The organism is Bacillus cereus group sp. MG16, assembly GCF_040459875.1.
Taxonomy (GTDB): domain Bacteria; phylum Bacillota; class Bacilli; order Bacillales; family Bacillaceae_G; genus Bacillus_A; species Bacillus_A paranthracis.
The window spans coordinates 3,320,815-3,346,893 of record NZ_JARVHE010000001.1 but is presented as its reverse complement, the minus strand read 5'-3'; the positions used below and the strand labels follow the sequence as shown (position 1 = coordinate 3,346,893).

Here is a 26,079-nt window from a genome sequence, read left to right as displayed (position 1 = left end):
GGTTACCAACCAAAAAGAATATAAGGTGATATGATGGAAAGATTCGTTTGGAAACCGAATATGTCTCTAGCGACTCCTCTATATAAACAAATAGAAACGTATATTAAGGAAAGAATCGTTAATGGTGAATGGACTGTTGGAACGAAATTACCTTCGCAAAGAGATTTGGCACATATATTTGGTGTGAACCGGAGTACAATTGTAATGGCTTTCGATGAACTAGCGGCAAAGGGGTATATTGAAGGGAATGGCAGAAAAGGAACAATTGTTGTAAATAATAATGAGAATGCTTCAATATACGCACCCCCGCCTAATTGGCAGTCTTATGTAGAAAAAGGACTTCATTATCCAAATCTGCCTGCTATTCAAGAAATTAATCAAGCTGAATTTTATCCGCATGTAATTCGTTTAGGAACAGGTGAACTCGCGCCAAGTCTTTTACCTGAAAAAAAGATGAAAGATATTATGAATAAGCTTTTAAAGTCGAACATGATACTTGGATATGAAGAACCGAAAGGGAATTTTTATTTAAGGAAGAAAATTGCGGACTATTTAAAAGGACATGGTGTATATGTAACTCCTGATTCTATATTAATTGTTTCAGGGGCAATTCAAGCGTTGCAACTTATTTCTATGGGGCTTCTACCAAAAGGGGCATCTATCTTATTAGAAAAACCATCTTATTTATATTCTCTTAATGTTTTTCAATCAGCAGGAATGCGATTAATTGGTATACCGATGGATGAAAACGGTTTACATGCATCATATATTCCAAAATATAAGAAGCAATTTAATGCATCTATTTTATATACAATCCCGTCTTTTCATAATCCGACGAACTTTAGTATGAATGCGAAGAAACGGATAGAAGTAATGGAAATATGTAATGAAATTGGATTGCCTATTATAGAGGACGCGGTATATCAAGACTTATGGTTTGATAAGCCTATTTCAAAGCCTTTAAAGGCATATGATAAAAACGGAATTGTACTACATATTGGGAGTATGTCTAAAGTCATTAGTCCAGGATTAAGAATCGGATGGATTGTTGGATCAGAGCCAGTCATTCAAAGATTGGCGGATATAAAAATGCAAACGGATTATGGCTCGAGTTCAATCTCCCAGCAAATTGCAGCGGAATGGTTTACAAATGGATTGTATGATGAACATTTACTGTTTGTAAGAACTCAGTTGAAAAAACGTAGAGATTTTATGTTAAAAATGTTAGAGGAATATTGTTGTGATATAGCAACTTGGTATGAACCAGTAGGTGGTTTTTATATTTGGTTACATATGAATGTACCCGTTTCAAACCGTAGCTTATTTGACAAAGCTTTGAAAGAAAAGATTTTATTAAATCTAGGTACTTTGTATGATAGAAGTGCAAATCAATTTTTGCGCTTATCATATTCATACGCAACATTAGAAGAAATTGAAATAGGTATAAAAAAACTTGCACAACTAATGAAAAAGTAAGAGGAGAAAGTAATGAAACAATATGTAATTTGCCAAATTATCAATGGAGAAAAATATTTAGCTGCTTATGCGGAGACGAAGCAGGAAGCAATTGAAAAAGCAGAATTGTTAGGATTACGAACGGGAAATCGATACACCGTTATTACTGCAGAGGAAGCAGAAGGGTTAACTTATCCTTAAACAACGTATAATAATGATGCAGAAAGTAAATAAGCTTAGTAATATATTATATTACTAGGCTTATTTTTTTGAAAGCGTTACGTGTTCTCGTATAAAAGATAATAATATTATGAGTCAAGTTGACGGAAATAACGATTTGATTTTCGGTCCTGATTTCCGTTTCTATATTCATCAATATATTGTCTGAAATTCCATGATTGTAAAAACTTATTTGCGGCGTTATAACCAGACTTGTATAGCCACTCTTTTTCTTCTATTGTTAACTCAAAGTTTGTACTAGTAATGGACCCTGTTGGAATTGTAATTGTTCTTGCTTTTGATTCTTTGTCTAAATGACGTAAATCATGGGCTTGCATCATTGTTTTAAATAGTCCTTTAAACATGGAAATAGGCTCGTTATAGTGAGCAGGGTCAGCTTGGATATCATCTTTTACGAAATGAAATCCAAAAGTTGGCCAGCGAGGAGAGGTAGGTGAATCGAAAATCCAAATTGGATAATTGCTTAAAATCCCTCCATCAACCATATAACAAGGTTGTTTCCATTTTGGGGTTCGCCATTTTACCGGTTCAAAAAAGAAGGGGATTGTACTACTCATTCTTACAGCCTTCGCAATAGAGAAGCGATAATTCAAAAATCCATAGTTCGGTAAGTCATCAGGAAAGATAACCATTTTACCATTGCTTATATCAGAAGCGATAATTTTAAGCTTATTTAAATCAGGTAAATCTGTAAATAAGTGAACTCCTTTTTTTCGAAGTAATTCTTCAATCCATTCTTCGATAAAAATATTAGAGTAAATACCAAGAGTAGTCCATGCGCTTAATCCTTTTCCAATAAACGGGATTCTGTCAATAAAGGTTCTCTTCGTAAATTTATCATAATCAATATTTGTTATAATCGTTTTTAGCTCTGAGCAAGAGTATCCTGCTGCTAGGAGCGCAGCGATAATCGAACCAGCTGATGTTCCAGCTACACGTTCCCATTCATAGCCTTTTTCAGCTAACGCGCAAATTGCCCCTACATGCGCAATTCCGCGTACACCGCCTCCTTCAAAAACACCATCAATCTTCATAAAGTCATACTTCCTTTCACATAAAATATTTGAAAATGGCAAAAAAGCACGTATTATACGTGCTTTTTTACAATAGTTTTTAAATTTACTAGCAGCCTACAAAGCCGCCCCAACAGCTAGCTCCGATGATGATTAGAAGGATAAATAAAACGATTAATAAAGCGAAGCCTCCATAACCACATCCACCACAACTACCGCCGTAACCGCCGTAACCGTAACCGCCGCAACTATATCCGTAACCCATGTGGAATTCCTCCTTAAATTAAAAATAAAAATGAACGAGGGGAAAATGTACTGGAAGAAATAATGAACTATCGTGTTTGTAGGAACAATGTATACTATGCTTTTTTAAACTTGTTCGCGTATGAAGGAAGAGCCCGTTTTTTGGAGGCTTGTTGTTTTTATAAAGAATGGAGTATAATTTTTGTGCGATGATACAAATAAGTATGTAAATATAAGGAGAATGTATGAATAAACAAATTGAAGTATTAATTGATAAATATGGGCTGACGCATTTAAAAGAGGAACTTATGAATACTGTATTTCCTTGTATAAAAGTTGTGCCAAAGCAGGAGGAAACAGTAGCGATAGGTAGTTCGAAAATGGGAGGGGTTCCTGACTTGCCATTTACATTTGAATATCCAACGCATAAAGGAAATACGTTACAGTTTATTGCACAATTTAATTTAAAGGATTTACAAAATGTTGGTATGGATCATAATCTTCCTAAGACAGGAATGTTATATTTCTTTAGCGTTGAAAATTACTTTGAAGCAGATGTGAATCCAACCGAAGCGGGACGTGTACTTTATTATGATGTTCCTGTTGAGCAATTACGGAGAGCGGATGAATTGCAAACGAATTATAACCAGTGTGCAACTACTTTTGAACTGACATATAAATTGCCAGAGCTTTTCATTGAAGATGAGAATGATTCAGATCGTTTCTTACAATTACTTGAAGAGCTAATCCCAGATAACTACGATAACCATCAAATATTTGGTGAGCCATTTTCTGTACAAGATGAGGTATTGTACGAAACTGGACAGTATATGGAAATAGACCCGCAGCAAATGACGCTTTTATTCCAAATTGACTCAGATACTAAAAATTGTAATATGATGTGGGGAGATTTAGGGATGCTGTATTTCTGCATTGGAAATGAAGACTTGAAAAATCGACGTTTTGAAAATGTATGTTGTATATTACAAACTTGTTAATGAAAAGGGTTGTTCTTGTAAAAAGAACAACCCTTTTACAATGTTAAATATGCATAATCTCATATGACCTATACGAAAAAGTATTGTATACTCTGAAACTATACGATACTTTTTCGTATAGTTATAGAATGTAAGGAGTGACGAGATGGGAAAGACAAGTAAGTATGTGACAGCTGCCGCACTTTGTTCAACGATAGTAATGGGGGGCTTACACGCGTCATCTGTATCTTATGCAGCTACAAATCAAACTGTAGCGACATCGCAATCAGATACAAAGTTGTTAAATGATTTCAAAAAAGAATTAAAAAAACAGATTGATAATCGAGAAGAAAATATTACAATCACATATAAAACAAAAGATAGAAATGCTAGAAGTATTATGGATGAATTGTATGGCGAGTTTAATAAGATTGTAGATGCAGATGAGTATGTAAAATATAATGTAGCGTCTACTAGATATTCCATTAAAGGGTTACCAGGAAACTATACGTTTACACTGCAAGTGAAGTACCGTGAATCGAAGGAGCAAACACAATATGTAAAATCTCAGGCAAAAGCGATTATCGGCTCGATTGTAAAACCAGGGATGGATGATCATGAGAAAGTAAAAGCTATTCATGATTACGTTGTAAAATATGTATCGTATGACACGTCGTATCAAGCATATACAGCATATGAAGCGTTAGCGAATCGCTCTGCTGTTTGCCAAGGATATACGTTATTAACATATGAATTGCTAAAAGAAGCAGGTATCCAAAACCATATTGTAACAGGTACAGGGAATGGACAAGCTCACGCATGGAATTTAGTGAACATTGAAAACAAATGGTATCACCTAGATACTACATTTGATGATCCAGTACCAGATAAAGCTGGACGTGTAACATATTCATATTTTAATATGTCTGACGAGCAGTTAAGTAAAGATCACGAATGGGATCGTAGCAAATATCCAGCAGCAACTACAAGCTACTTTAATGAATTAACAAACAAAATAAAAGCGGGTAGTTCAAAGACTGCGGCGTATGAACAAATGTTAAAAGAAACAAATTTAAAATATATGTCTACACAATACGGAGCAGAGAATTATAGTGATTTTAAGAAGAAATTACAGCAACAATTTGCTTCTAAGCCAGAAAAGGTAGAAGTACGATATAAGCAGTCTATGGATGGGACGATGCAAGATATAAAGAAAGTATTAAATGAAATAAATTGGCCAAAAGGTGCAAAGCGTGTGTCTTATCAAGTAGCACCTTATAGTGCGATGGCAGATTATTCATTAGCGACAATTACATTTACGTATTAATCGGTGAAAGAGAGCATCTGTAAAGGATGCTCTTTTCCTTATGTATTACTACAAAAATCAGAATTATATGATAAAATGAAAGGAGGAAGGATGTGGAATCTAAATGAATTTGTTCGAGAGTGATATTTTTACATTGATATATACTTGTTTAGTAATCGGACTTATCGTTTTGTTTTTCCTATCATTTACTTTGTTCATTAAAAGAGTATTGCAAAGCAGTGCTGCAAAAAAACAATAAGTGATGCATATGAATCAGAAGCTAGATCGAATTATTGAATTGCTTGAAAAAGATAAGGAATAACGATAAAAGAAGTATGAAAAGGGGAAAGAGAATGGCCAATTATATAAAAGAATTACGCGAAAAAGTAGGGCATGATTATGTTTTCTTAAACTTTGCCGGTGGTTTTGTATTTAATAAAGAAGGAGAAGTATTACTGCAAAAAAGAGGCGACTTTAACGCTTGGGGCTTTCCAGGGGGGGCAATGGAGATAGGAGAATCGGCTGCGGAAACTGCAATTCGAGAAATAAAAGAAGAAACCGGGTATGATGTAGAAATAAATGAACTTATTGGAGTGTATACAAAATATTTTCAATCATATCCAAATGGAGACAAGGCGCAGTCAATTGTGATGTGTTTTTCATGCTCAATAGTTGGAGGCGACAAAAAAGTAGATGGTGATGAAACGTTGGATTTGAAGTTTTTCCCGTTAGACGACATGCCACCGTTATTTTGTAAACAGCATGAAGATTGCCTGCAAGATTTATTGGAGAAAAGGGTAGGGGTATATCGTTAACATATAAAAAAGAAGCTAAATGAGATTAGCTTCTTTTTTATGTTTTATTTATTTCCACCAATCATCAAACATTGATGCTGGTACTTGTCTTTTATGCTCACTCACTGTGTAACGTTTTTCAATCTTTTCTGCAACGTCAGCTGGAACTGTTTTACCTTCTAAATAGTCATCAAGTTGATCATACGTAATACCTAACTCTGTTTCATCAGCTTGACCTGGCTTTTCATCTAATAAATCAGCTGTTGGCATTTTTAAGTAAAGTCGCTCGTCCGCACCTAATTCTTGTAATAGAGCGCGTCCTTGGCGTTTCGTTAATCCCGTTAATGGTAATAGGTCTGCACCACCATCTCCGAATTTTGTAAAGAATCCTGTTACAGCTTCTGCAGCGTGATCTGTTCCGATAACAAGGAGCCCTTTTTGTCCACCGATTGCATATTGTGTAACCATGCGGATACGTGCTTTTACGTTACCTTTATTGAAATCTGTTAACGATTCATCTAATAAGTTTTCGTATTGATTTGAGAAAGCATCAACAGTTGAAGCGATATCAAATGCAACAGATTGATCAGCTTGAATAAATTGTAATGCTAATTGCGCATCATCTTCATCTTTTTGCACTTTATAAGGAAGGCGCACGGCGATAAACGTTGCATTACCACCTTCATTACGAATTTCCTCCACTGCAAGCTGAGCTAAACGTCCAGCTAATGTAGAGTCTTGTCCGCCACTAATTCCAAGTACAAATCCTTTCGCACCTGTTTTTTTTACATAATCTTTTAAGAAATCAACACGTTTACGGATTTCTGCTTTCGGATCAATTACAGGTTGAACGTGTAATGCTTTCATAATCTGTTCTTGCAATGTCATTATGTTTTCCTCCTATTCGTATTAAAGCGGTAAATAAGTTTATATGTATATTGGTACATACTTCTATCCTTTATTATTTCGCAAAATTAACGAATATACAATAGGATGTGTGTATGAATATGAATGTAGTCATTATAATGAAACTGCATCGTTTAAGCAATTTTTTTGAAACCTTTCAATAATGTAAGGTTTTTGTCATTTGAATCGATGGAAGGGATTTCCGTACTTTACTAATATAAGAACATAGTTAGTAGAAGGGCGGAGAAGTAATATGAATATTAGAGAACTCGCATATCGGAATGTGACGCGAAATAGACGAACATATTCAGCATATTTTTTAAGTAGTGCATTTGCTATTATGGCCTTTTTTGTTTATTCGTTTTTTGCGTTTCATCCGGCATTAAGTGCTGGAGAATTGGGACGATATGTGTTCGTAAGTATGTCTTTTGCACAGTCCATTATTTACTTATTTACATTTTTCTTTATTTTATATTCGATGGGAATGTTTTTAAAAACGAGAAAGCGTGAACTAGGAATTTTAATGATGTTAGGTATGACGAAATATCAATTAAAGCGTCTTATCTTTTTTGAAAATATTATGATTGGAATAGGGGCAATTATTTTTGGGATACTTGCTGGAATGCTATTTTCCGGAATATTAATATTTATAGCTCCAATGATATTAAAGTTAGATATTTCCTTACCCTATTACATTCCAATGAAAGCCATTGTTGTAACGAGTATTATGTTTTTCGTATTATTTATGATCATTTCATTGTTTAGTGCAGGAATGATTCGAAAAAATAAAATTATGAAATTGTTTAGAGGATCGGCAGAAGCGAAGCCGGAACCGAAAGCATCCATTATTTCTTCTATATTAGCAGTTATATTGCTTAGTGCCGGATATGCAGGAGCGCTTATGTCACACGGTGCAATGGTATTTATCATGATGATTCCTGTTACAACGGTAGTCATTATTGGTACGTATTTGCTGTACAAGCAGTTGAGTGTTTTTATTATTAGACTATGTAAAAAAAGTAAACGTTTTTATTGGACACAGACAAATATTATTACGTTGTCAGATTTAGCTTACCGTATGAGAGATAACGCAAGAATGTTCTTTATTGTAACGATAATTTCAACTGTAGCATTTTCAGCAATAGGTACATTAGTTGGGTTTACATCAATGACAAAGGCGATTATGGAGAGACCAATTGCGTTTCACTATCATTCTAAGCAAGGAAATAGTAATGAATCACAGCATTTGAAGATGATTGACGAAGGGTTAAAGAAACATAGTATAGCAGCTTCAAAAACTAATATTTCAACGAAGAAAACGGAGGAGCAGTCGTTAAGAAGCGCCACGTTTATAAAGGAATCAGACTATAAGGAATATGCGAAGTTAACAGGAGAACCCTTTCATGCGGTATCAAAAAAAGAAGTTTTATTTTTGGCAGTTGATATACCAGGACCACCGATGAAAGAAAGAAAAGAAATTACGTTGCCGCATTTGAATGAACCTTTAAAAGTGAAAAAAATTAATACGTCTTCATTAAGTAAAATAATAAGAGGTAACGTTTATGTAATCTCTAACAAGCAGTATGATGCATTACAAGATGGATTTAAAGAGGAAAAAAATTATATATACAAAACAGAGGGAACGAAAGATGAAATTGAGGTTGGGAAAGAACTAACGCATCAGATGAAACCTTATGAAGAACATGCAACGTTTAGTGCAGAAGAGTACGCACAAAACCAAAGTTTACAAATTGCAGGACCAATTCTATTTGTAGGTTTCTTTATCGGTATTGTATTTTTCGTATGTGCAGGAAGCTTCCTTTATTTCCGTTTGTTTTCTGATTTGGAGGATGATACTCGTTTGTTTGAAATGATTCGAAAAGTAGGTTTAACGAGTAGAGAATTATCGAAAGTAGTTACAATTCGATTGGCGCTTTTATTCTTTGTTCCAATAGGTGTTGCAACATTACACGGGGCAGTAGCGTTAACTGCACTCGGACAGATGTTTGAGTACTCACTATTTAAAGAAAATGCGATTGTATTAAGTATTTTCGTAGGAATTCAAGTTGTATATTTTTTACTGATTCGATTTCGTTATTTAAAACAATTGAAAGAGAGATTACGTATTCGTTAAATGTGTTTTTTTAACTTGAGTACAAAATTTTCTAAAAAGAGGCAGGTATTACCAAAAAGTGATAAAATGGAAAAAGCGAGGTGAAAAAATTAATAAATAGTAAGGGAGGAAGTAATATGAAAGCAACAGGAGTTATTCGAAAAGTAGACGAATTAGGACGAATTGTAATTCCTAAAGAATTACGTGATGTATTGGGAATACAAATTAAATCACCGCTTGAAATTTTCGTAGAAGAAGACAAAGTCATTTTACAAAAATATCAACCTTACAATGCTTGTCAAATAACAGGTGATGTTTCAAATCAAAACATATCATTAGCAAATGGAAACATTACTGTTAGTATAGATGGAGCGAAATATTTAATAAAAGAAATAGAGAAGTTTTTAAACAAGAGTGAGGCTTAGTCTTAATTTATATTATTTTAAAAATTTTATATCATTCTTGAAAGACAATAAAAGGACCAATTTAGTGGTCCTTTTATTTTGGTTATTGGTTGTACCAATCGGATTTTTGATGTCTACAAATTACGAGATAAATAAAAGAGTAGTATAAATTTCGTAAGCCTTATTGAGAAATATTTTTAAGGAAGGAAAACGAAACAACTAAAACGAATGTTACATGTAAGCATTTTCAAAAGTGGTCTGAAATGAAAATAATATATTTTCAGGAGGGATTACGATGAACAGTAGTACAGCGAATAAACAAAAAGGTATACAATTGATTCCTTTTACAGTAGATAAGGTAGTTGAACAAGTAAATGAAATTCCACCAGGTGTACAACTCATTCATGCTCCACAAGTATGGGAGAAGAGTGCAAAAGGTAAAGATATTGTTGTTGCCGTATTAGATACAGGGTGTGATATGAATCATATAGATTTAAAGGATCGTATTATCGGCGGAAGAAATTTCACGAAAGATTACGAAGGAGATCCAAATATTTATCTTGATAATAACGGACATGGTACTCATGTAGCTGGGACAATTGCAGCGACTGAAAATGGAGTTGGTGTTTTAGGAGTCGCACCACTTGCTAAAATGTTAGTGTTAAAGGTTTTAGCAGGAGATGGTTCTGGAAGTTATGAGCAAATTATTGAGGCGATACATTATGCTGTAAATTGGAGAGGGCCTAATAAAGAAAGAGTTAGAGTCATTTCCATGTCACTTGGTGGCCCGCAAGATGTTCCAGAATTACATGAAGCAATTCAAAATGCGGTAAAGCAAGATGTTCTCGTCGTATGTGCTGCTGGGAATAATGGAGATTGTAATGATAATACGGAGGAACTAGATTTCCCAGGTGCATACTCAGAAGTAATTGAAGTCGGTGCCGTCAATTTAGAGCGGAAAATCGCGTGTTTTAGTAATTCAAATCAAGAAATTGATTTAGTGGCACCAGGCGATGGAATATTATCTACGTATCCTGAAGGGAAATATGCGGTATTAAGTGGAACTTCTATGGCCACACCGCATGTCGCTGGAGCGCTGGCATTGCTCATAAAGCAGTGTGAAAGGGAATATGGTAGAAAGTTATCAGAACCAGAAATATATGCACAACTTATTAAAAGAACTGTACCTTTAGGATATGAACGTACATCTGAAGGGAATGGTTTATTAGATTTATTAAAAGAATAGAAAATACTAAACAACATCTCATATTCCTATGAGATGTTGTTTAGTATGGTTCTGTCGCATGTATTATGACATCTAATAAACCGGGAAATCTAGCATTTAAGTCATCTTCACGAATTGAAATGAAACGTTGAGTTCCTTCAAGGCGTGTATACATAATACCGGATTCACGTAAAACTTTGAAATGGTGTGATAAAGTTGATTTCGCGATTGGAATGTTTAACGCGCCACAAGATTGTTCGTTTTTTTCTAGTAGCATAGTTACAATTTGTAAACGAATTTGATCGCTAAGTGCATATAGAACAGAAGAGAATTGAATTTCTTCTCGATTTGGATGATAGAGAGTACGCATTTTTTCACCTGCTTGTATAAGTTAATATATTTGCACTATAACATATAAAGTGGTATATTTCTATTGTTCGAATATATTCGAACAATAGAAATATAGGGGGAGAAAAAATGAAGTATACAAAATTGCAAAAGGCAGGACTACATATTTCAAAGTTGGGGTTAGGAACAAACGCTGTAGGGGGACATAATTTATATGCTGATGTGAATGAGGGAGAAGGAAAACAATTAATAGAAGAAGCTATGGAGCAAGGGATTACATTTTTTGATACAGCAGATTCATACGGTTTCGGCAGATCAGAAGAATTGGTAGGGGAAGTATTGAAAGGAAAACGCCATGAAGTTGTACTTGCTACCAAAGGTGGAATACAGCCGTTATTAAATGGAGAGGTTTATATGAATAATGAACCAAGCTATTTAAGAAATGCTGTGGAAAATAGCTTAAGAAGATTGCAAACTGATTATATTGATTTATATTATTTACATTTTACAAATCCAGAAACAAGTTACATAGATTCAATTGGAGAACTTACTCGCCTAAAAGAAGAAGGGAAAATTCGTTCAATTGGAATATCTAACGTAAACGTAGAGCAATTAAAAGAAGCGAATCAGCACGGGCACATAGATGTTGTACAATCACCGTATAATATGTTAGATCGTACTGCTGGGCAAGAACTTTTGCCATATTGTATAGAATCAGGTATTTCATTTATTCCTTACGGGCCTCTTGCTTTTGGGATACTAGGTGGTAAGTATACAGAAGATTTCAAATTGAATAAAGGAGATTGGCGTCAAAGTGTAAATCTATTTGAAGAGAATACATATAAGAGTAATTTTAAGAAAGTTGAAAAGTTAAAAGACTTAGCTAAAGAAAAGGATCTCGAATTATCGCATTTAGCTTTAGCGTGGTTATTAAACCAAAAAGGAATTGATACGGTTATTCCTGGTGGGAAACGAGCGGAGCAAATAAGAGAAAGTGTAAGAGCGGTGGAAGTTTCATTGAATGAAAATGTCATGAAAGAGATTGAATCTATTTTAGAAGACTAGTTGAAAGGAGGGATAATTCCCTCCTTTTATATAAAAGGAGAAGGTTTAAATGAAAAGAGTACTAGCTGTATTCTTTACAATCATGTTTATGATTGGTACAGATACTTTCTTAATTTCACCACTTTTACCGACATTACAACAGGTGTATCATGTTTCAACTGAGTTGTCAGGGTGGATGGTGAGTTCATATGCTTTAGGATATGCTGCATTTGCACTTATCGCTGGTCCTATATCAGATAGTTTAAACAGAAAAAAGTGATGGTAATAGGAATGAGTTTTTTTGCGTTAAGTACGTTTTTATGTGGAATTGCACCGAGTTTTCGATGGATGCTAGCATTTAGATTTTTAGCAGGTGTAAGTGCAGCCTTTGTATCTCCACAAGTGTGGGCATCTATTCCGCAGCTTATAGAGAAGGAACAAATTGTAAAGGCAATTGGGATTGCAACAGCAGGATTGTCACTCTCTCAAATTTTAGGACTGCCAGTTGGATCATATTTAGCAATGATACACTATACAACACCATTCTTTATCATTGGTATATTATCAGCGCTACTTGTTATTGTTATTTATGGAGTATTACCAGAAATACAACCGGTTCATATAAGAGAAAAGAAAACAAATATCTTAAAGCGCTATAAACAATTACTTTCAGATTCTAAGGTTTCACTTTCTTATTTTGCATATTTTGTTTTTCAAACTGGTAATTTTGCTGCATTTTCATTCTTCGGTGTGTGGCTGTCTATTCAATTTGGCTTGCAAATTCATGAAATAGGAACAGCTATGCTCGTATTAGGATTAGGAAATTTAACTGGTAATATTTTTGGGCCTAGAATCGTAAATAAAATTGGTTATAACCTTTCATTCTATGGTGGAATTATATTTACAGCAGTTCTATATACATTACTTCCTCATGTAAACAACATTATAATTGTGGAGTTTTTATTCTTTGTTTTGTTTTTTGTGACAGGAATTTTGTTTGTATTAATGATGAGGCACTTACAAAACATATCTATCGTAGCAAGAGGAACAGGAGCGGCTCTAGCGAATGCTTCTATGTATATTGGTCAAATGATTGGAGCGGCAATGGCAGGAATGTTATTTGCAGCGTCTCACAATTTTATATTTGTAGGTAGTTTTACTGCGTTATTATATATTTTAGCTTTATTTCTGTTTAGAAAAAGTGAAAGACTAACTGAGAATCGTGAAACAGGAATTGCGTCATAAAGTCTTTACAAATAAAAAAGAGCCCAAAAATAAAAATCCCTATAGAGATAGGGATTCATATATCGGCATATAGCTCCTTGGAAAAGGATATACTGAGTATAACATATAGGACTACTTATAATTGTGAAATAGATGTGAAAGTAATGTGAAAAATAACATAATAAAAAGCACTGTTTTAGCTAATGAACTAAAACAGTGCTTTTCTCTTTGATTGAACAGTTGCTGCATTTTCATCATGTATGCCTGCATCTTTAATAATTCGTTGTTTAGCTTTATTTAATAGATGGTTTACTGCTTCTCCAAAATAGTTAGCTTCGCTTTTTGTGCGGGCTTCTCGTAAACATTTATAGTTTTCTAGCAGTTCCTCTTTTTCAGTGTCTGTTAAGAAATCTTCTATTTTCTTTTTTGTCATACGAAACACCCTTTCTTCTGACAAACGACGCAATAGAAAATATTTATTGTTTATTATATCAATAATTTTCAAAAAAAGTATAGACTAACGTCGCAATAATTTGTCAATTTCTTGAATCTTCTCATCAGCTTTCCCGATTTGCGTATTTTTAGCCTGTTCGCCACCAAGAGCTTGATGTAGTAAAAAAGTCTGACCGGAAATAGCAGTCACAATGGATACTTTAATAATTTCTTTTATTAAGGTGACATCAAATAAAACGAGTCCAAGAAGTGCAGCTAGACTACCAGTGAAAATATCAGTCAAAAACCCAAAGTGAAAAAAAGTTTTCAAACGGCGTGGAAGCAATAACTTACCTTGGTTATTGATTAGATGGGAAACGAAACCGGTGATGCCACCAACGAGTATAGCAGTTAGCCATTGATACATTTCCATCGAATCCACTCCTTTTAGTGAATAAGATTCGATTATTTTATATTGATTCCTTTTAATATTTCATAGAAGCATATTGAGAAAGTTTGTTTGGTTTTTGTTCTATATTCAATTTAATTATATGAGAAAAATCTGATATATAGGAGTCTATTATACGAAGCAGTTATTCCTTAATATGAATGTAAAAAGGGTTGCGTGATATGAATATAGATTACCGAATAAGAAGTGTGGATGGTTATACAAAAAATATAGGGGAATTAGTAAGCATGCTGGAGCATACAAGGGCTGTAACATTCCTGGAAATAAGAGATCTATCGGTTGAGCAATTAGATTTAATGATACCGAGTGGAGGGAATTCCATTGGAGCGTTACTAAAGCATATAGCAGCTATTGAAAAAGCACATCAGCTTATTTCATTTCAAGAGTGTGACTTTACAAAGGAAGAATTAGAAATATGGAAAGACGCACTCTATTTAGGAGAATCGGGGAAAACGATTCGTGGTCATGAAATAAAGTATTATGTACAGCTTCTACAAAGTGTTCGAGAAGAATCACTGAAGTATTTGAGTGAACAAGGTGATGAATGGCTTATGTCAGAAAGAAAGTGGCCTAATGGTGTAGCGGCATAACCAGTACTATTTGTAGTTTCACGTGCTAGAAGATGAGATTAGTCACCGTGGGCAAATTAGAATGATGAAAAATAAAATGTTTGAAAATTAAGTTAAATAAGGTAGCTTTTTGTATGGATATTCCATATAATGAGAGTAATTAAAATGAGAACGGGGTGATGTATTATGGCGAAAATAACTTATAGGAATAATAAACCAAATACAAAGGTGGATGGAAAGGGCGAGACTATATAAGGGAGCGCACGATCCTTCCGCTTAGCTTAAACTAGGGAGGATATCAATTTGAATCAAAATATTTTAGAATCGTTCGGCTGGGATTCTTTCTTTGAGGAACAAGCTGTAGAGAACTTTGAAGTAGGGCGTATTTTACTTGAGCATAAGCATATATATCGAATTATTTGTAATGATGGTGAATATATGGCAGAGCTGTCTGGTAAGTTTCGGCATGAAGCAGTAACGAAAGGTGATTATCCAGCGGTTGGTGATTGGGTGTATATAAAGAAAATAGAGAATGAGAAGAAGGCAATTATTCATCGTATTTTGCCGAGAAGAAGCTCTTTTTCTAGGCAAGAGGCTGGTACTCGAACGGAAGAACAAGTAATAGCAGCAAATGTAGATTATCTATTTTTAGTGAATGCACTTAATCATGATTTTAATGTAAGAAGAATGGAACGTTATTTACTATTAGCGTATGAAAGCGGTGCAATGCCTGTAATTGTTTTAACAAAGAGTAGCTTATGTGAGGACATAGAGCAGAGAATTGTTGAAACGGAAGCTGTGGCAATTGGTGTTCCAATCTTCGTCGTTGATAGTGTAGAGCATACCGGTATTGAATCGTTGCAGCAATTCGTTACTTCAGGAAAAACAATTGCTTTAGTCGGGTCATCAGGGGTTGGAAAATCCACTTTGCTAAATGCACTTATAGGAATTGAAGTAGCAAAAACGGGTGATATTCGTGAGGAAGATAGTAAAGGAAGGCATACGACAACTCATCGTGAATTGTTCCGATTACCGAGTGGTAGTTTAGTTATTGATACTCCTGGTATGAGGGAGTTGCAGCTTTGGGAAGGAAGCGATGCAATTCAAACAACATTTTCTGATATTGAAGAACTAGCAAAAACGTGCCGTTTTAGGGACTGTAAGCATGAAAATGAGCCAGGGTGCGCAGTGCATAGTGCAATTGATAACGGAATGATTACGATAAATCGTTTGCAAAGCTATAAAAAATTACAAAGAGAACTAGCGTATTTCATGAGAAAACAAGATGCTATTCTTGCAAGAGCAGAGCGTGATAAATGGAAAAAGATTTCTAAACAGCATAAAAAAATATGAAAAGTCAAAGGGTGATTCCCTTTGGCTTTTTACATTTGTAAATTTTATAATAATATTATTCATATATATAGACAAAGGGAATTTAATTGTTTAAACTTTACAAATTATTCATCATAGTAGGTTATGAAAATAATAATTAGGGAATGGGAAATATTTATAGTTCACTAAATTTAACTTTTGAAATTGAAAAGCAGGAGGTTTGTAATGGGTAGACTATTAAATTCGTTTCGTGATATGAAAGTAGCAAAAAAACTACTAATTTCATTTTTCGTCATTTTAATTGCGGCTGTCTCTATTATCGGAGGCATGTCTTATCAAACAGCTAAAAAGAATTTTGAATCACAAATTACGAGTAGTGCTCACGACAATATAAAAATATTAGATAATTTAATTAATCAAATGATTGAGGCGAAATTTAATGATGTAAATAATTTTGCGCGAGTGATTCAAGGTAATATGTATCAAGGGGATAATCAGGATGAATTAAGAAAAATGCTATCTCAATATATCAACTTGAATAAAGATGTGGAACAAGTATATGTTGCGGGCAATGATAAAAAATTTGTACAAGAACCAAATATACAAATGGCAGCAGACTATGATCCAACAGAACGTTCTTGGTATAAAGATGCGGTAGCAAAACAAGGTGGTATTGTAATTACTGAGCCGTATAAGGCAAAAGGAAATGGACATATTGTCGTAACGATTGCAAAACAAGCAGAAGATAAAAACGGTGTTGTAGCGGTAGATTTAAGTTTAGATAATTTATTAAAAACAACGAAGTTAATTAATATTGGTAAAAAGGGATATGCTTTCATCTTAGATGGGAAACAAAAAATAATTGCACACCCTCAAGAAAAATCAGGAGAAAAAGCAGCCGATTCTTGGGCGAAGAAAATTTATGAAGATAATCATGGTGCTTTTTCTTATACGTATGACGGTAGCGAAAAACAAATGGTATTTGCTACAAATGTAAAAACAGGTTGGAAAATTGGCGGGACTATGTACTCAAATGAAGTAATTGAAGCTGCGCAGCCTGTATTTTATAATATGTTAATTGTTATGTTCATTTCATTAGTTATAGGTGGGGCACTTATTTATTTTGTGACACTTTCTATAACGAAGCCATTAAAAAGATTAGTTGTCACTTCTAAAGAAATAAGTGAGGGAGATTTAACACAAACAATTGATATTCATTCTAATGATGAAATCGGTCAACTTGCAAAAGGATTTAATGAGATGACAGATGCATTGCGAACATTAATCGGAAGAATTAATACTTCGGTTGGACATGTTGCAGCAGCATCAGAAGAGCTAACAGCAAGTGTAAGACAGGCGAGTGAAGCAACTGAGCAAATTACGATGGCAATGGACGAAATATCAAGCGGGGCAACAACGCAAACGACAAGTGTAGAAAATGGTGCAATGTTACTATTTGATGTAACAGAAGGCATTCAGCATGTAGCAAATAGTTCATCATCAATTAGTACGGCTTCTGCTCATACTCGTGAAAAAGCAGAAAATGGTGGGAAACTAGTCGGAAAAACAGTAAATCAAATGCAGTCAATTGCAGAATCTGTTTCACAATCAGATGAGGTTATTCAGTTACTAAATAATAAATCAAAGCAAATTGGTGACATATTAGAAGTAATTCAAAATATTGCAGATCAAACAAATCTTCTAGCTTTGAATGCGGCAATTGAAGCTGCAAGAGCGGGAGAACACGGAAGAGGATTTGCAATTGTTGCAGATGAAGTACGTAAATTGGCGGAGAAGTCTAGCGTATCTTCTAGTGAAATAAGTAAATTAATATGTGAAATACAAGATGACATGAGTAAGACGGTAAAGTCTATGGGTCATGTAAATGAAGAAGTTCAATCTGGACTTGTTATTGCAAATGAAACGAAGCAAAACTTTACTGAGATTTTACAATCTACAAACGAAATTGCCGATCAAATTAAAACGATGGTTGAAACGGCTAACGGGATGTCAAAAGGTGCAAATGAAGTGTCTATTTCGGTAGGACAAATTGCAATGACAGCGCAGAATAATGCGACGAGTACTCAAAACGTTGCAGCATCAGCAGAAGAACAATTAGCGTCCATTGAGGAAATTAGTTCTGCGGCGGGTACATTATCTCAAATGGCTGAAGAATTACAAGGGTTAATTGAAAGATTTAAAGTATAATAAAGGACAGACTACCCCAAAATAGCAGTATGCGATTTTGGGGTAGTCTGTTTTTACTATGTAACATGAAATGTGATAGAGAGTATGTTTATGATATTTCAAGGTATATCATGTATAATATTTGTCGAAAAATAGAGGTATTTGTTAACTTTATGTATAATTATAATCATATAGAATGCAAATAAAGGAGATTATTAATATGGGAGTGTACTGGGGGACCAAAAGACATTCTTGGCTTAGTTATGTCTCATTTTGGTTAAGTATTTCGTTTTTCATTGTTTTTCTCATTGAAGTGTTTATTTTAAAAGCACTTTCAAATAGTTCGGTGCAAATTGTTAAATACTTTTATTTTATATTTGTACCAGTAAACATCTTTCTTAGTTTAAAGTTACTCTTTAAGAAGAATGAAAAGAAAGCATTACCTATTTTTAGTTTCATTGTATCATTAGTATTTACAATTTTAATACTAGTATTAGCATTAGCAGCTACTGGAAAGTTCTTTTAAGGAGAGTGATGTAAGTCACTCTTCTTTTTTTGTTATTGTAAGGAAATGCTAAGCGGAGGGGAAGAGTGCATTTACTTATGTTTGGTGGGATTGGAAATATTTAGAAGTATATTAAGAAATACAATGAGAGACAATTTATATAGCAATGAATAGAATCAGCTGTTTTATATGCAGTATGAAGCAAATGAATACGGTAAAAACGGCGATATATGGTACAATACATATGGATATTGATAGAGATAAAGGGTATATAAAATACTCATCGTTTTTTAGTAAGAGAGGGGTTATCTTATGCTATACGAGGATTTGATGACATTGTTTCAAGCAGCTCCGAAAGAAGAAGGTAGAGGCGGCTGGAAATATATAATCCAGGAACGAAATGATAAATATGAAATTGTTAATGAAATGTTGAAAAATCAAATGAGTGTTGAATTGTATTTTAATGAATATGATGAGGTGAAAATCACTTTATATAAAGATGGAATGCCTATTTCGACGATGCAAAGAATTGCGATTTCAAAAGTTGAATTAGATGAAGAAGAAGAAGGGATTCAATTCGTTTTAGAACGTATGCCTAGTCGGATGATTCGGTTGCAATTAAAGCCGTATTTAGCACTCGAAATGGGGCCGTACTGGGAAGTGTGTGATGATTGTGAATGAACATATAAAAGAAGCATCCAATAACATGGATGCTTCTTTTATGTTTTTTGAAGTTGTTTAAAAGCAATAATCGGAAGTAAAACGATGCTGACCCACCCGATTATAGGATATAGAATGTGGAGTAATTCACTGTAACCGACGTAACTAAAGCAATAGCTTATTAGTAAAATGAAGAAAATAATATTGTTATTTTTCCAGCCAGTGATGGATTGCATTTGTTTTGTCATTCCGAACACATTGCCAACTAAAGTTGTGAATACTTCACCGAAAATGATAAGAACAAAGAAAAAGTGAAAAGTGGCATTGAATTTTCTTATGACTTCAGCCATTGGAATGTTATATTGATAAAATTGGTCGACTGATAAGATAGCTAAATGGCTACATAATAATATTAAAGAAAGTCCTGCCCCACCTAAAATACCGCCCCATAAAATGGCCTTTCGATCTTTTACTTCACTGGCTAACGGGACGAGGACGCTTTGGGCGAGAGAAAGATTTAAGGCGACATATGTAATAGGACTAGTTATCCACTTCATATTCCAGCTTTCTGCAGGAATAGTGTTACTAATAGGAGTTGTACCGTGAAAAAACGTTGTAATAGCAAGTCCGATAATGAAAATCATCATAATAGGTACGACAAGTGTATTAACTTCAAAAACCCCTTGTAATCCGCGACTACCTATAATGAGACAGGCGATTACTGTAATGAAAATACCGAGTTGTCTTGGTAAACGAAGTTGCTCTTCAAATACCGCTCCAGCGCCTGATAACATAACGCTCGTTACACCAAATAATACGAGTAATAATAGTGTATTTACAACATTTCCAAATACATCCCCAAATAAGTATTTGTTAAATTCTTGCGCTGAAAATGCACCGATTTGCGAGGAGAGTAACATCATCTTTGTGCCAAGCCAAATAAAAAAAAATCCACTTACACATATACCAATAGTTCCATAAAATCCGTTCACTGTAAAAAATTCAACAATTTCTCGTCCAGTAGCAAATCCAGCTCCAACGACTGTTCCAATATAAGTAGCAGCGACTTTCTTTGCTACTTGCCATTGTTGATTGTCCATGTTATCCCTCTTTCTACTACGATGAGCTTGATTTACTATTATGCATATGTATGAGCTTGGACAATTAGACGTATGAACTGTTAGAAAACATACATGAATGAAAAGATATTAGGGAAGTATTAAAGGTGTTAAAACTTTGTTACATATGAGCCAATCGTTCGAAAGGATAGGAAAAGTATGGTAATATGTAACTAGGTTCTTAAAAGACAAACATTATGAAATGATAAGAGGAGTGGATTGTATGAGTACGAAAACAAATGTTGTTGAAGTATTAAACAAGCAGGTAGCAAACTGGAATGTGTTATATGTGAAACTACATAATTATCATTGGTATGTGACAGGACCACACTTCTTTACATTACATGAGAAATTTGAAGAGTTTTACAATGAAGCTGGAACGTATATTGATGAATTAGCAGAACGTATTTTAGCATTGGAAGGTAAGCCGTTAGCGACAATGAAAGAATATTTGGCAACATCTAGTGTGAATGAAGGGACAAGCAAGGAATCTGCAGAAGAAATGGTGCAAACATTAGTGAATGATTACTCTGCATTGATTCAAGAATTAAAAGAAGGCATGGAAGTTGCTGGTGAAGCGGGCGATGAAACATCAGCGGACATGTTGTTAGCAATTCATACAACATTAGAACAACATGTATGGATGCTAAGTGCGTTCTTAAAATAAAGTGACACTTTAATCAGTGGGGGCGCTTACTGCCCATTAAAGCGGGATAAATATAAGAATATAAAGAAAAAAGTCATTGAAAAATTCTTTCAATGACTTTTTTGTGATTTTTCAGTTTTCTTTTATGCTATAATATAGTAAAAAGGAGGCGATGCGATGTTTCGCTTTTTCAAAACTGGAAAAGAAGAGCGTGAAATTACGAAAGATGAATTGGAACAAGCGATGGCCAAGTTTCTAGAAAAGAATGCTAATATCGTTTATACAGTATTAGTAAATGATGATTATACAGTGAATTATGATTTGTTAAAGCCGTATTTACCTGCATTTCCAACAAACCATTTTCTTATTACGAAGGAAACGCTTGAGGTATTTGAACATACAGAAGAAAATCTAAACCTAGTTAAAGAAATTGATATTGTACAAAAGGCAGTAGATCAATATGTAACAGAAAAAGAAATGTTTCCAATTGTAGAAGGTAGTGAAGATCGCCTCATATGCGGAATGAAACTAGGACCTTACTTAGATCGTATATTAAAAAGAGACTTATATATTTCAGAAAAACATTATTTAGTTTCAAGTAAACCAGATAGAAAAAAACAAAAGAGTGGGTAGATGTAGTGAAAACAACAATAAATATATTGTTGTCTTTTTTTTGGGGTTATTAAATTATTGATTTTTCAGTTTATTAAACTTTTTACTAAACTTATTGGATAAAGAGGAGTAACGATTAAGTATCACGCCAAGAATAGAGTATTGTTAGCATGAGTTTTATACAAAGATTACAGAATTGTATAAAGGTTTGAAAAATAGATATTATAAAAGGTTACGGGGGATGGGTGCATGAAAAATAGTATGACTTACATTCAATTATTAAATGAAACGTTACATTGCTATGCAAGTAAAGGAAGTTTGGAAGCATATACTTATATAATGGAGCATGCTAAAGGTATAGTAGGGAATGAGGCTCAAATATATAATTTTAAATATGCATTAGCGAGTGCAGGAGGACTTGAAGAAGAAGCGTTGCATTTAATGAAGGAAGCTATTATAGAAAAAGGTTTTTGGTATGGAAATGAGTATTTAATTTCGGACGACGATTTAAAACCACTACATAAATTTGAAGAGTTTCATCAAATGGTACAATTATGTAAAGAAAGAGAAGAGTTAGCAAAGAAAACAGAACGAGCAGATGTGAAATATATAGACAGTAAGAAAAAAGAAAAACTATTTATTGCAATGCATGGTGATCAAGAAAATATAGGAATAATAGAACCATATTGGAAATCTGTTTTGGCACAAAATTATACGTTAGCTTTACCACAGTCTTCGAAAATCCAGTTTTCAGATGGGTTTGTATGGGATGATTTACATAGAGGGAAAGAAGAACTAAAAGAGCATTACGATAAGCTTATAGAGAACCGTACAGTAGAAAATGTAATAATTGGCGGTTTTTCTGCTGGAGCAAGAGTAGCTCTATATACAATTTTACAAAAAGATATAGCTGTGGATGGGTTTATTTTTATGGCACCGTGGCTTCCAGAGGTTGAAGAATGGAATGAGTTGCTGGGAGTACTACAGGATAAACATATAAAGGGATATATAGTCTGCGGTGATCAAGATGAAGATTGTTTCGAATGCGCACAGCAATTTGTACAATTATTAAGAGATAAGAATATAGAACATAAGTATAAAATTATACCTAACTTAAATCATGATTATCCTATTCACTTTGAAGAGGTATTGAAAGAAGCTATTGAATATATAGGGAATGAAAACAATAAGTAGTAAGAAAAGGAGATGCATCATATGTGATGTATCTCCTTTTTAAAATTATAAATTAAAAGCATTTGCCAATAAGCGATAAGAATTCAATTTATCTTCAAATCGATGAGTAATTGTGACAATCATAAATTCATCAGTATTGTACGCTTTGCTTAAGTTTACGATTTGTTCTTTCACAGAAGAGGGATCACCGACAATCATACGTTGACGATTTTCTTTTATACGGAATAAATCATAAGCGCTGTATGAATAATTTTGAGCAGTTTCGATAGAAGGTGTACCAGTTGTACGCTTTCCTTGTTCTAGTAATAAGATTGATAAATCTAAACTAGAAGCAATTATTTCCGCCTCTTCAGTTGTTTCACCGCAAATAACAAAAATAGCTACGATTGATTTTGGTTTATCTCCTAAATAGGAAGGTTGGAATTGTTTTTGATAGGTCTCCATTACCTCGGGTCCACCGTATCCGTTTATGAACTGTGCGAATGCAAAAGAAGCACCTTGTTGTGCGGCAATTTTTGCACTCTCTCCGCTAGAGCCAAGCAACCACATGTCAGGAGATGTGGGAATTACAGGAGTAGCCTTTAAATTTGCATAATGATGGTTTTCTGGTACTTGATCATGTAAGTACATTGCAACATCTGCAATTTGCTCTGGATATTGATCAAGTGAGACCATTTTTCCTTCTTGAAGTGCGCGAGTTGCAATGGGCATACCACCAGGTGCTCTGCCGACACCAAGGTCAATACGATTTGGATAAAGCGCTTCTAAAACACGGAAATTCTCAGCAACTTTATACGGGCTATAGTGAGGTAACATAACACCACCCGAACCAACTCTCATACGCTCCGTTTTTGCTGCAATATGAGAAATAAGTATTTCTGGACTTGAACCAGCAAGGCTTACAGAATTGTGATGCTCTGATACCCAAAAGCGTGTATATCCGAGTTTTTCAGCTTCTTGCGCAAGCGTAACTGTATGTGAAAAAGCTTTGGCTGCCGTACTACCATCTGAAATAGGGGATTGGTCTAATACACTTAATTTGATCATAGAATATACCTCTCAATCTTAATGTACATCCTATTATATATTTACTTACAAAAAATGCGTAATGAAATGCTCAAAATAAAAAGTGGATAAATTACATATCCACTTTTAACGTGAAAATCCTCGTTCATAATGATTCATTTCGACTACATTTAGAATATATTCGTAGTTATCAATCTCAAGTTTTAGTTGTTCACGTTCTTTTTTAGATAGATGCATATTACTAAGTTTGTTGCATAGCTGTTGTTTCTTTTCTTCTAAATACTTCTTTGTAGCATTGTAGTCGTAAGTTGGTTTCATTTTCAACCACTCCTTATTTGCTGTTGCTATATTATACGAAGCGTAAAGAGATGTGAGAGCGATCTCTTATGTATTTTTAGTGAATATTCAACTTGCTCTGTTGTTATGTTTATAGAAATTTATGAATAAAATGCACTAAACGACTAATGCCCATTTGATGAAGTAAGGGGTGGAATTGTGCAGAAAGATATAATGTATAACACGGAGATGGATGAAACATTAAAAATTATAGATAAAGGATTAAAGAAGACGACGAGCCCGAAGCAAATTATTGTTGTAGGGGCCGGCATGGCTGGATTAGTTTCGGCATCTTTATTAAAAGCTGCGGGACATGAAGTGAAGATTTTTGAGGCAAACAACCGGGTAGGTGGCCGCATAGAGACAGTTAGAATGGAAGATACCGGTTTATATTTGGATGTAGGGGCGATGAGAATTCCGTATTCGCATACATTAACGATGGCATATATAAGAAAATTTGGGCTACAGGTAAGCCCTTTTATTAATAGGAATGAGACTGATATTATTTACGTAAACGGCCGAAAAACGACATTAAAACAATATGAAAAAGAGCCAAGTATATTAAAGTATCCTGTGGAAATGAATGAAGTTGGGAAAACGTCTGAGGAGCTATTATTGTTAGCGGTACAGCCTATTATAAATTTTATTAAAAAGAACCCAGAGAAAAATTGGAATGTTGTAGTAAAGGATTTTGGGAGATACTCTACAGGACAATTTTTAAAATATCACCCTTATCAATATAATACTTACTTTTCACCAGTAACAATCGAGATGATTGGCGTTTTGTTGGATTTAGAAGGTTTTTTAGAAAGGTCATTCGTTGAGACATTACGTTTTTTATACATTATGCAAGAGGAGAGCGGATTTTGTGAAATAATAGGCGGTAATGATAGATTGCCAAAATCTTTTTTACCACAATTAGAGGAAGATATTATATATAATCAAAAATTAATGAAGCTACATCAGCATGATAATGGTGTGACAGCTTTCTATCGAAACGAAGAAACGTTTGAATATAGTAGTATTACAGGGGACTTAGTTATTGTTACCATTCCGTTTTCGACAATGCGGTTTGTAGAAGTAGATCCATTTGATTCTATATCTCATGAGAAATGGAAAGCAATTCGTGAATTGCATTATATGCCAGCGACAAAAATAGGAATTCAATTTAAAAGTCGATTTTGGGAAGAGCAAGGACAGTTAGGTGGCAGAATTATAACAGATTTGCCAATTCGTTACGCCTATTATCCAAGTCATGGAATTGGAGAAAAAGGACCTGCTATAATGTTAGGCAGCTATACATGGTCTTATGATGCGTTGTTATGGGATGGCTTATCAAAGGGTGACCGTATTTATTACACATTACAAAACTTAGCAACGATATTAGGTGGTCAAGTATATGATGAATTCTTATCTGGTATATCAAAAAGTTGGACGTTGGATCCATATGCACTTGGAGGGTTTGCTCTATTTCAGGCCGGTCAAGAATCAGAGTTGCAACCAGCGATTGTCAAACCAGAGGGAAGAATATTCTTTGCTGGAGACCATACAACGTTATATCACGGATGGATACAAGGGGCAATTGAATCTGGTGTTCGTGTAGCAGTAGATGTAAATGAATTAAATGTGTAAAATTCGGAAATTTCTTTACTGTATAGTTTGAGATGGATATTATTATATATAAAAGAATTATAAGGAGTG

The 26,079-nt window shown here is 34.3% G+C and carries 26 protein-coding genes and 3 pseudogenes; 20 read left to right on the top strand and 9 right to left on the bottom strand.

The window, feature by feature from the left end; genetic code table 11:
* The first annotated feature begins 33 nt into the window (after positions 1-33).
* Together QCI73_RS17325 and QCI73_RS17320 are read left to right on the top strand one after the other, a co-directional pair.
* Complete coding sequence (locus QCI73_RS17325) at positions 34-1,476, top strand: aminotransferase-like domain-containing protein (RefSeq protein ID WP_262725450.1); 1,443 nt, start codon at positions 34-36, stop codon at positions 1,474-1,476.
* Between the two features lie 12 nt (positions 1,477-1,488).
* The gene (locus QCI73_RS17320; protein ID WP_000816383.1) at positions 1,489-1,656 is read left to right on the top strand and encodes a DUF3933 family protein; all 168 of its coding nucleotides are present in this window, start codon (positions 1,489-1,491) and stop codon (positions 1,654-1,656) included.
* Positions 1,657-1,763: 107 nt separating this feature from the next.
* On the opposite strand, the gene QCI73_RS17315 is transcribed toward QCI73_RS17320, so the two are convergent.
* Together QCI73_RS17315 and QCI73_RS17310 are read right to left on the bottom strand one after the other, a co-directional pair.
* Positions 1,764-2,729 carry a patatin-like phospholipase family protein gene (locus QCI73_RS17315; RefSeq protein WP_353823411.1) on the bottom strand — a complete coding sequence of 322 codons (966 nt, stop codon included), beginning with the start codon at positions 2,727-2,729 and terminating at the stop codon, positions 1,764-1,766.
* An 88-nt stretch (positions 2,730-2,817) separates the two neighbouring features.
* Entirely contained in the window at positions 2,818-2,973 is a 156-nt protein-coding gene (locus QCI73_RS17310) for a YjcZ family sporulation protein (RefSeq protein ID WP_000540426.1), read from the bottom strand.
* Between the two features lie 223 nt (positions 2,974-3,196).
* Between QCI73_RS17310 and QCI73_RS17305 the strand changes: the two genes are divergently transcribed.
* The 4 genes and pseudogenes from QCI73_RS17305 to QCI73_RS17290 all read left to right on the top strand — a co-directional run bounded on the left by QCI73_RS17305 (position 3,197) and on the right by QCI73_RS17290 (position 6,049).
* Positions 3,197-3,949: a YwqG family protein gene (locus QCI73_RS17305; protein WP_327924453.1), complete on the top strand. Its 753-nt coding sequence runs from the start codon at positions 3,197-3,199 to the stop codon at positions 3,947-3,949.
* 145 nt (positions 3,950-4,094) lie between these two features.
* On the top strand, positions 4,095-5,255 hold the full coding sequence (locus QCI73_RS17300; RefSeq protein WP_353823410.1) for a transglutaminase domain-containing protein: 1,161 nt from the start codon (positions 4,095-4,097) through the stop codon (positions 5,253-5,255).
* Positions 5,256-5,358: 103 nt separating this feature from the next.
* Positions 5,359-5,556: pseudogene (locus tag QCI73_RS17295) on the top strand (DUF4083 domain-containing protein).
* Between the two features lie 31 nt (positions 5,557-5,587).
* Complete coding sequence (locus QCI73_RS17290) at positions 5,588-6,049, top strand: NUDIX hydrolase (protein ID WP_000035005.1); 462 nt, start codon at positions 5,588-5,590, stop codon at positions 6,047-6,049.
* Between the two features lie 48 nt (positions 6,050-6,097).
* On the opposite strand, the gene nadE is transcribed toward QCI73_RS17290, so the two are convergent.
* The gene (gene nadE, locus QCI73_RS17285; RefSeq protein ID WP_000174879.1) at positions 6,098-6,916 is read right to left on the bottom strand and encodes an ammonia-dependent NAD(+) synthetase; all 819 of its coding nucleotides are present in this window, start codon (positions 6,914-6,916) and stop codon (positions 6,098-6,100) included.
* A gap of 271 nt (positions 6,917-7,187) precedes the next feature.
* Here nadE and QCI73_RS17280 point away from each other — a divergent pair, with 271 nt between their 5' ends.
* From QCI73_RS17280 to QCI73_RS17270, 3 genes are all read left to right on the top strand, one after another.
* The gene (locus QCI73_RS17280) at positions 7,188-9,068 is read left to right on the top strand and encodes an FtsX-like permease family protein (RefSeq protein ID WP_353823409.1); all 1,881 of its coding nucleotides are present in this window, start codon (positions 7,188-7,190) and stop codon (positions 9,066-9,068) included.
* Between the two features lie 116 nt (positions 9,069-9,184).
* Positions 9,185-9,472, top strand: coding sequence for an AbrB/MazE/SpoVT family DNA-binding domain-containing protein (locus QCI73_RS17275; protein WP_000648330.1), 288 nt, complete (start codon positions 9,185-9,187; stop codon positions 9,470-9,472).
* A 274-nt stretch (positions 9,473-9,746) separates the two neighbouring features.
* Entirely contained in the window at positions 9,747-10,697 is a 951-nt protein-coding gene (locus QCI73_RS17270) for a serine protease (protein ID WP_001089039.1), read from the top strand.
* 40 nt (positions 10,698-10,737) lie between these two features.
* Here QCI73_RS17270 and QCI73_RS17265 read toward each other — a convergent pair whose 3' ends face one another.
* Positions 10,738-11,046, bottom strand: a complete 309-nt coding sequence (locus QCI73_RS17265; protein ID WP_327924457.1) for an ArsR/SmtB family transcription factor — start codon at positions 11,044-11,046, stop codon at positions 10,738-10,740.
* A gap of 107 nt (positions 11,047-11,153) precedes the next feature.
* Between QCI73_RS17265 and QCI73_RS17260 the strand changes: the two genes are divergently transcribed.
* Positions 11,154-12,089: an aldo/keto reductase gene (locus QCI73_RS17260; protein WP_327924458.1), complete on the top strand. Its 936-nt coding sequence runs from the start codon at positions 11,154-11,156 to the stop codon at positions 12,087-12,089.
* Between the two features lie 49 nt (positions 12,090-12,138).
* Positions 12,139-13,313 (top strand): annotated as a pseudogene (locus tag QCI73_RS17255) (MFS transporter).
* A 187-nt stretch (positions 13,314-13,500) separates the two neighbouring features.
* On the opposite strand, the gene QCI73_RS17250 reads toward QCI73_RS17255, so the two are convergent.
* Positions 13,501-13,725, bottom strand: a complete 225-nt coding sequence (locus tag QCI73_RS17250; protein ID WP_000162601.1) for a hypothetical protein — start codon at positions 13,723-13,725, stop codon at positions 13,501-13,503.
* Between the two features lie 84 nt (positions 13,726-13,809).
* Positions 13,810-14,157, bottom strand: coding sequence for a DUF4257 domain-containing protein (locus QCI73_RS17245; protein ID WP_000426313.1), 348 nt, complete (start codon positions 14,155-14,157; stop codon positions 13,810-13,812).
* A gap of 197 nt (positions 14,158-14,354) precedes the next feature.
* On the opposite strand from QCI73_RS17245, the pseudogene QCI73_RS17240 reads away from it, so the two are divergent.
* The 5 genes and pseudogenes from QCI73_RS17240 (at position 14,355) to QCI73_RS17220 (ending at position 19,467) form a co-directional block, all read left to right on the top strand.
* Positions 14,355-14,874 (top strand): annotated as a pseudogene (locus tag QCI73_RS17240) (DinB family protein).
* Between the two features lie 191 nt (positions 14,875-15,065).
* Positions 15,066-16,115, top strand: coding sequence for a ribosome small subunit-dependent GTPase A (gene rsgA / locus QCI73_RS17235; RefSeq protein WP_327924461.1), 1,050 nt, complete (start codon positions 15,066-15,068; stop codon positions 16,113-16,115).
* A gap of 204 nt (positions 16,116-16,319) precedes the next feature.
* A complete protein-coding gene (locus tag QCI73_RS17230; RefSeq protein WP_353823408.1) occupies positions 16,320-18,302 on the top strand; it encodes a HAMP domain-containing methyl-accepting chemotaxis protein in 1,983 nt (660 codons plus the stop codon).
* A gap of 199 nt (positions 18,303-18,501) precedes the next feature.
* Positions 18,502-18,807 carry a hypothetical protein gene (locus QCI73_RS17225; RefSeq protein ID WP_000539567.1) on the top strand — a complete coding sequence of 102 codons (306 nt, stop codon included), beginning with the start codon at positions 18,502-18,504 and terminating at the stop codon, positions 18,805-18,807.
* Positions 18,808-19,098: 291 nt separating this feature from the next.
* Positions 19,099-19,467, top strand: a complete 369-nt coding sequence (locus tag QCI73_RS17220; protein WP_000965086.1) for a DUF3979 family protein — start codon at positions 19,099-19,101, stop codon at positions 19,465-19,467.
* A gap of 38 nt (positions 19,468-19,505) precedes the next feature.
* On the opposite strand, the gene QCI73_RS17215 is transcribed toward QCI73_RS17220, so the two are convergent.
* On the bottom strand, positions 19,506-20,546 hold the full coding sequence (locus QCI73_RS17215) for a YkvI family membrane protein (protein WP_048552123.1): 1,041 nt from the start codon (positions 20,544-20,546) through the stop codon (positions 19,506-19,508).
* A gap of 241 nt (positions 20,547-20,787) precedes the next feature.
* Here QCI73_RS17215 and QCI73_RS17210 point away from each other — a divergent pair, with 241 nt between their 5' ends.
* From QCI73_RS17210 to QCI73_RS17200, 3 genes are all read left to right on the top strand, one after another.
* Positions 20,788-21,231 (top strand): Dps family protein, encoded by a 444-nt coding sequence (locus QCI73_RS17210; RefSeq protein WP_000105198.1) that lies wholly within the window; start codon positions 20,788-20,790, stop codon positions 21,229-21,231.
* Between the two features lie 156 nt (positions 21,232-21,387).
* On the top strand, positions 21,388-21,843 hold the full coding sequence (locus QCI73_RS17205) for a DUF3939 domain-containing protein (protein ID WP_000488187.1): 456 nt from the start codon (positions 21,388-21,390) through the stop codon (positions 21,841-21,843).
* 228 nt (positions 21,844-22,071) lie between these two features.
* Positions 22,072-23,016, top strand: a complete 945-nt coding sequence (locus QCI73_RS17200) for an alpha/beta hydrolase (RefSeq protein WP_353823407.1) — start codon at positions 22,072-22,074, stop codon at positions 23,014-23,016.
* Positions 23,017-23,061: 45 nt separating this feature from the next.
* Here QCI73_RS17200 and QCI73_RS17195 read toward each other — a convergent pair whose 3' ends face one another.
* Together QCI73_RS17195 and QCI73_RS17190 are read right to left on the bottom strand one after the other, a co-directional pair.
* Positions 23,062-24,063 (bottom strand): LLM class flavin-dependent oxidoreductase, encoded by a 1,002-nt coding sequence (locus QCI73_RS17195; RefSeq protein WP_353823406.1) that lies wholly within the window; start codon positions 24,061-24,063, stop codon positions 23,062-23,064.
* 105 nt (positions 24,064-24,168) lie between these two features.
* Positions 24,169-24,360 (bottom strand): DUF3896 domain-containing protein, encoded by a 192-nt coding sequence (locus QCI73_RS17190; RefSeq protein WP_000805517.1) that lies wholly within the window; start codon positions 24,358-24,360, stop codon positions 24,169-24,171.
* 177 nt (positions 24,361-24,537) lie between these two features.
* Between QCI73_RS17190 and QCI73_RS17185 the strand changes: the two genes are divergently transcribed.
* Positions 24,538-26,010 carry a flavin monoamine oxidase family protein gene (locus QCI73_RS17185; RefSeq protein WP_327924465.1) on the top strand — a complete coding sequence of 491 codons (1,473 nt, stop codon included), beginning with the start codon at positions 24,538-24,540 and terminating at the stop codon, positions 26,008-26,010.
* Positions 26,011-26,079 lie beyond the last annotated feature (69 nt).

Bases quoted from the DNA above. Each gene is read 5' to 3' on its own strand.
- QCI73_RS17325 (WP_262725450.1), top strand. From the start codon at position 34: ATGGAAAGATTCGTTTGGAAACCGAATATGTCTCTAGCGACTCCTCTA.
- QCI73_RS17320 (WP_000816383.1), top strand. From the start codon at position 1,489: ATGAAACAATATGTAATTTGCCAAATTATCAATGGAGAAAAATATTTA.
- QCI73_RS17315 (WP_353823411.1), bottom strand. From the start codon at position 2,729: ATGAAGATTGATGGTGTTTTTGAAGGAGGCGGTGTACGCGGAATTGCG.
- QCI73_RS17310 (WP_000540426.1), bottom strand. From the start codon at position 2,973: ATGGGTTACGGATATAGTTGCGGCGGTTACGGTTACGGCGGTTACGGC.
- QCI73_RS17305 (WP_327924453.1), top strand. From the start codon at position 3,197: ATGAATAAACAAATTGAAGTATTAATTGATAAATATGGGCTGACGCAT.
- QCI73_RS17300 (WP_353823410.1), top strand. From the start codon at position 4,095: ATGGGAAAGACAAGTAAGTATGTGACAGCTGCCGCACTTTGTTCAACG.
- QCI73_RS17290 (WP_000035005.1), top strand. From the start codon at position 5,588: ATGGCCAATTATATAAAAGAATTACGCGAAAAAGTAGGGCATGATTAT.
- nadE (WP_000174879.1), bottom strand. From the start codon at position 6,916: ATGACATTGCAAGAACAGATTATGAAAGCATTACACGTTCAACCTGTA.
- QCI73_RS17280 (WP_353823409.1), top strand. From the start codon at position 7,188: ATGAATATTAGAGAACTCGCATATCGGAATGTGACGCGAAATAGACGA.
- QCI73_RS17275 (WP_000648330.1), top strand. From the start codon at position 9,185: ATGAAAGCAACAGGAGTTATTCGAAAAGTAGACGAATTAGGACGAATT.
- QCI73_RS17270 (WP_001089039.1), top strand. From the start codon at position 9,747: ATGAACAGTAGTACAGCGAATAAACAAAAAGGTATACAATTGATTCCT.
- QCI73_RS17265 (WP_327924457.1), bottom strand. From the start codon at position 11,046: ATGCGTACTCTCTATCATCCAAATCGAGAAGAAATTCAATTCTCTTCT.
- QCI73_RS17260 (WP_327924458.1), top strand. From the start codon at position 11,154: ATGAAGTATACAAAATTGCAAAAGGCAGGACTACATATTTCAAAGTTG.
- QCI73_RS17250 (WP_000162601.1), bottom strand. From the start codon at position 13,725: ATGACAAAAAAGAAAATAGAAGATTTCTTAACAGACACTGAAAAAGAG.
- QCI73_RS17245 (WP_000426313.1), bottom strand. From the start codon at position 14,157: ATGGAAATGTATCAATGGCTAACTGCTATACTCGTTGGTGGCATCACC.
- QCI73_RS17230 (WP_353823408.1), top strand. From the start codon at position 16,320: ATGGGTAGACTATTAAATTCGTTTCGTGATATGAAAGTAGCAAAAAAA.
- QCI73_RS17225 (WP_000539567.1), top strand. From the start codon at position 18,502: ATGGGAGTGTACTGGGGGACCAAAAGACATTCTTGGCTTAGTTATGTC.
- QCI73_RS17220 (WP_000965086.1), top strand. From the start codon at position 19,099: ATGCTATACGAGGATTTGATGACATTGTTTCAAGCAGCTCCGAAAGAA.
- QCI73_RS17215 (WP_048552123.1), bottom strand. From the start codon at position 20,546: ATGGACAATCAACAATGGCAAGTAGCAAAGAAAGTCGCTGCTACTTAT.
- QCI73_RS17210 (WP_000105198.1), top strand. From the start codon at position 20,788: ATGAGTACGAAAACAAATGTTGTTGAAGTATTAAACAAGCAGGTAGCA.
- QCI73_RS17205 (WP_000488187.1), top strand. From the start codon at position 21,388: ATGTTTCGCTTTTTCAAAACTGGAAAAGAAGAGCGTGAAATTACGAAA.
- QCI73_RS17200 (WP_353823407.1), top strand. From the start codon at position 22,072: ATGAAAAATAGTATGACTTACATTCAATTATTAAATGAAACGTTACAT.
- QCI73_RS17195 (WP_353823406.1), bottom strand. From the start codon at position 24,063: ATGATCAAATTAAGTGTATTAGACCAATCCCCTATTTCAGATGGTAGT.
- QCI73_RS17190 (WP_000805517.1), bottom strand. From the start codon at position 24,360: ATGAAACCAACTTACGACTACAATGCTACAAAGAAGTATTTAGAAGAA.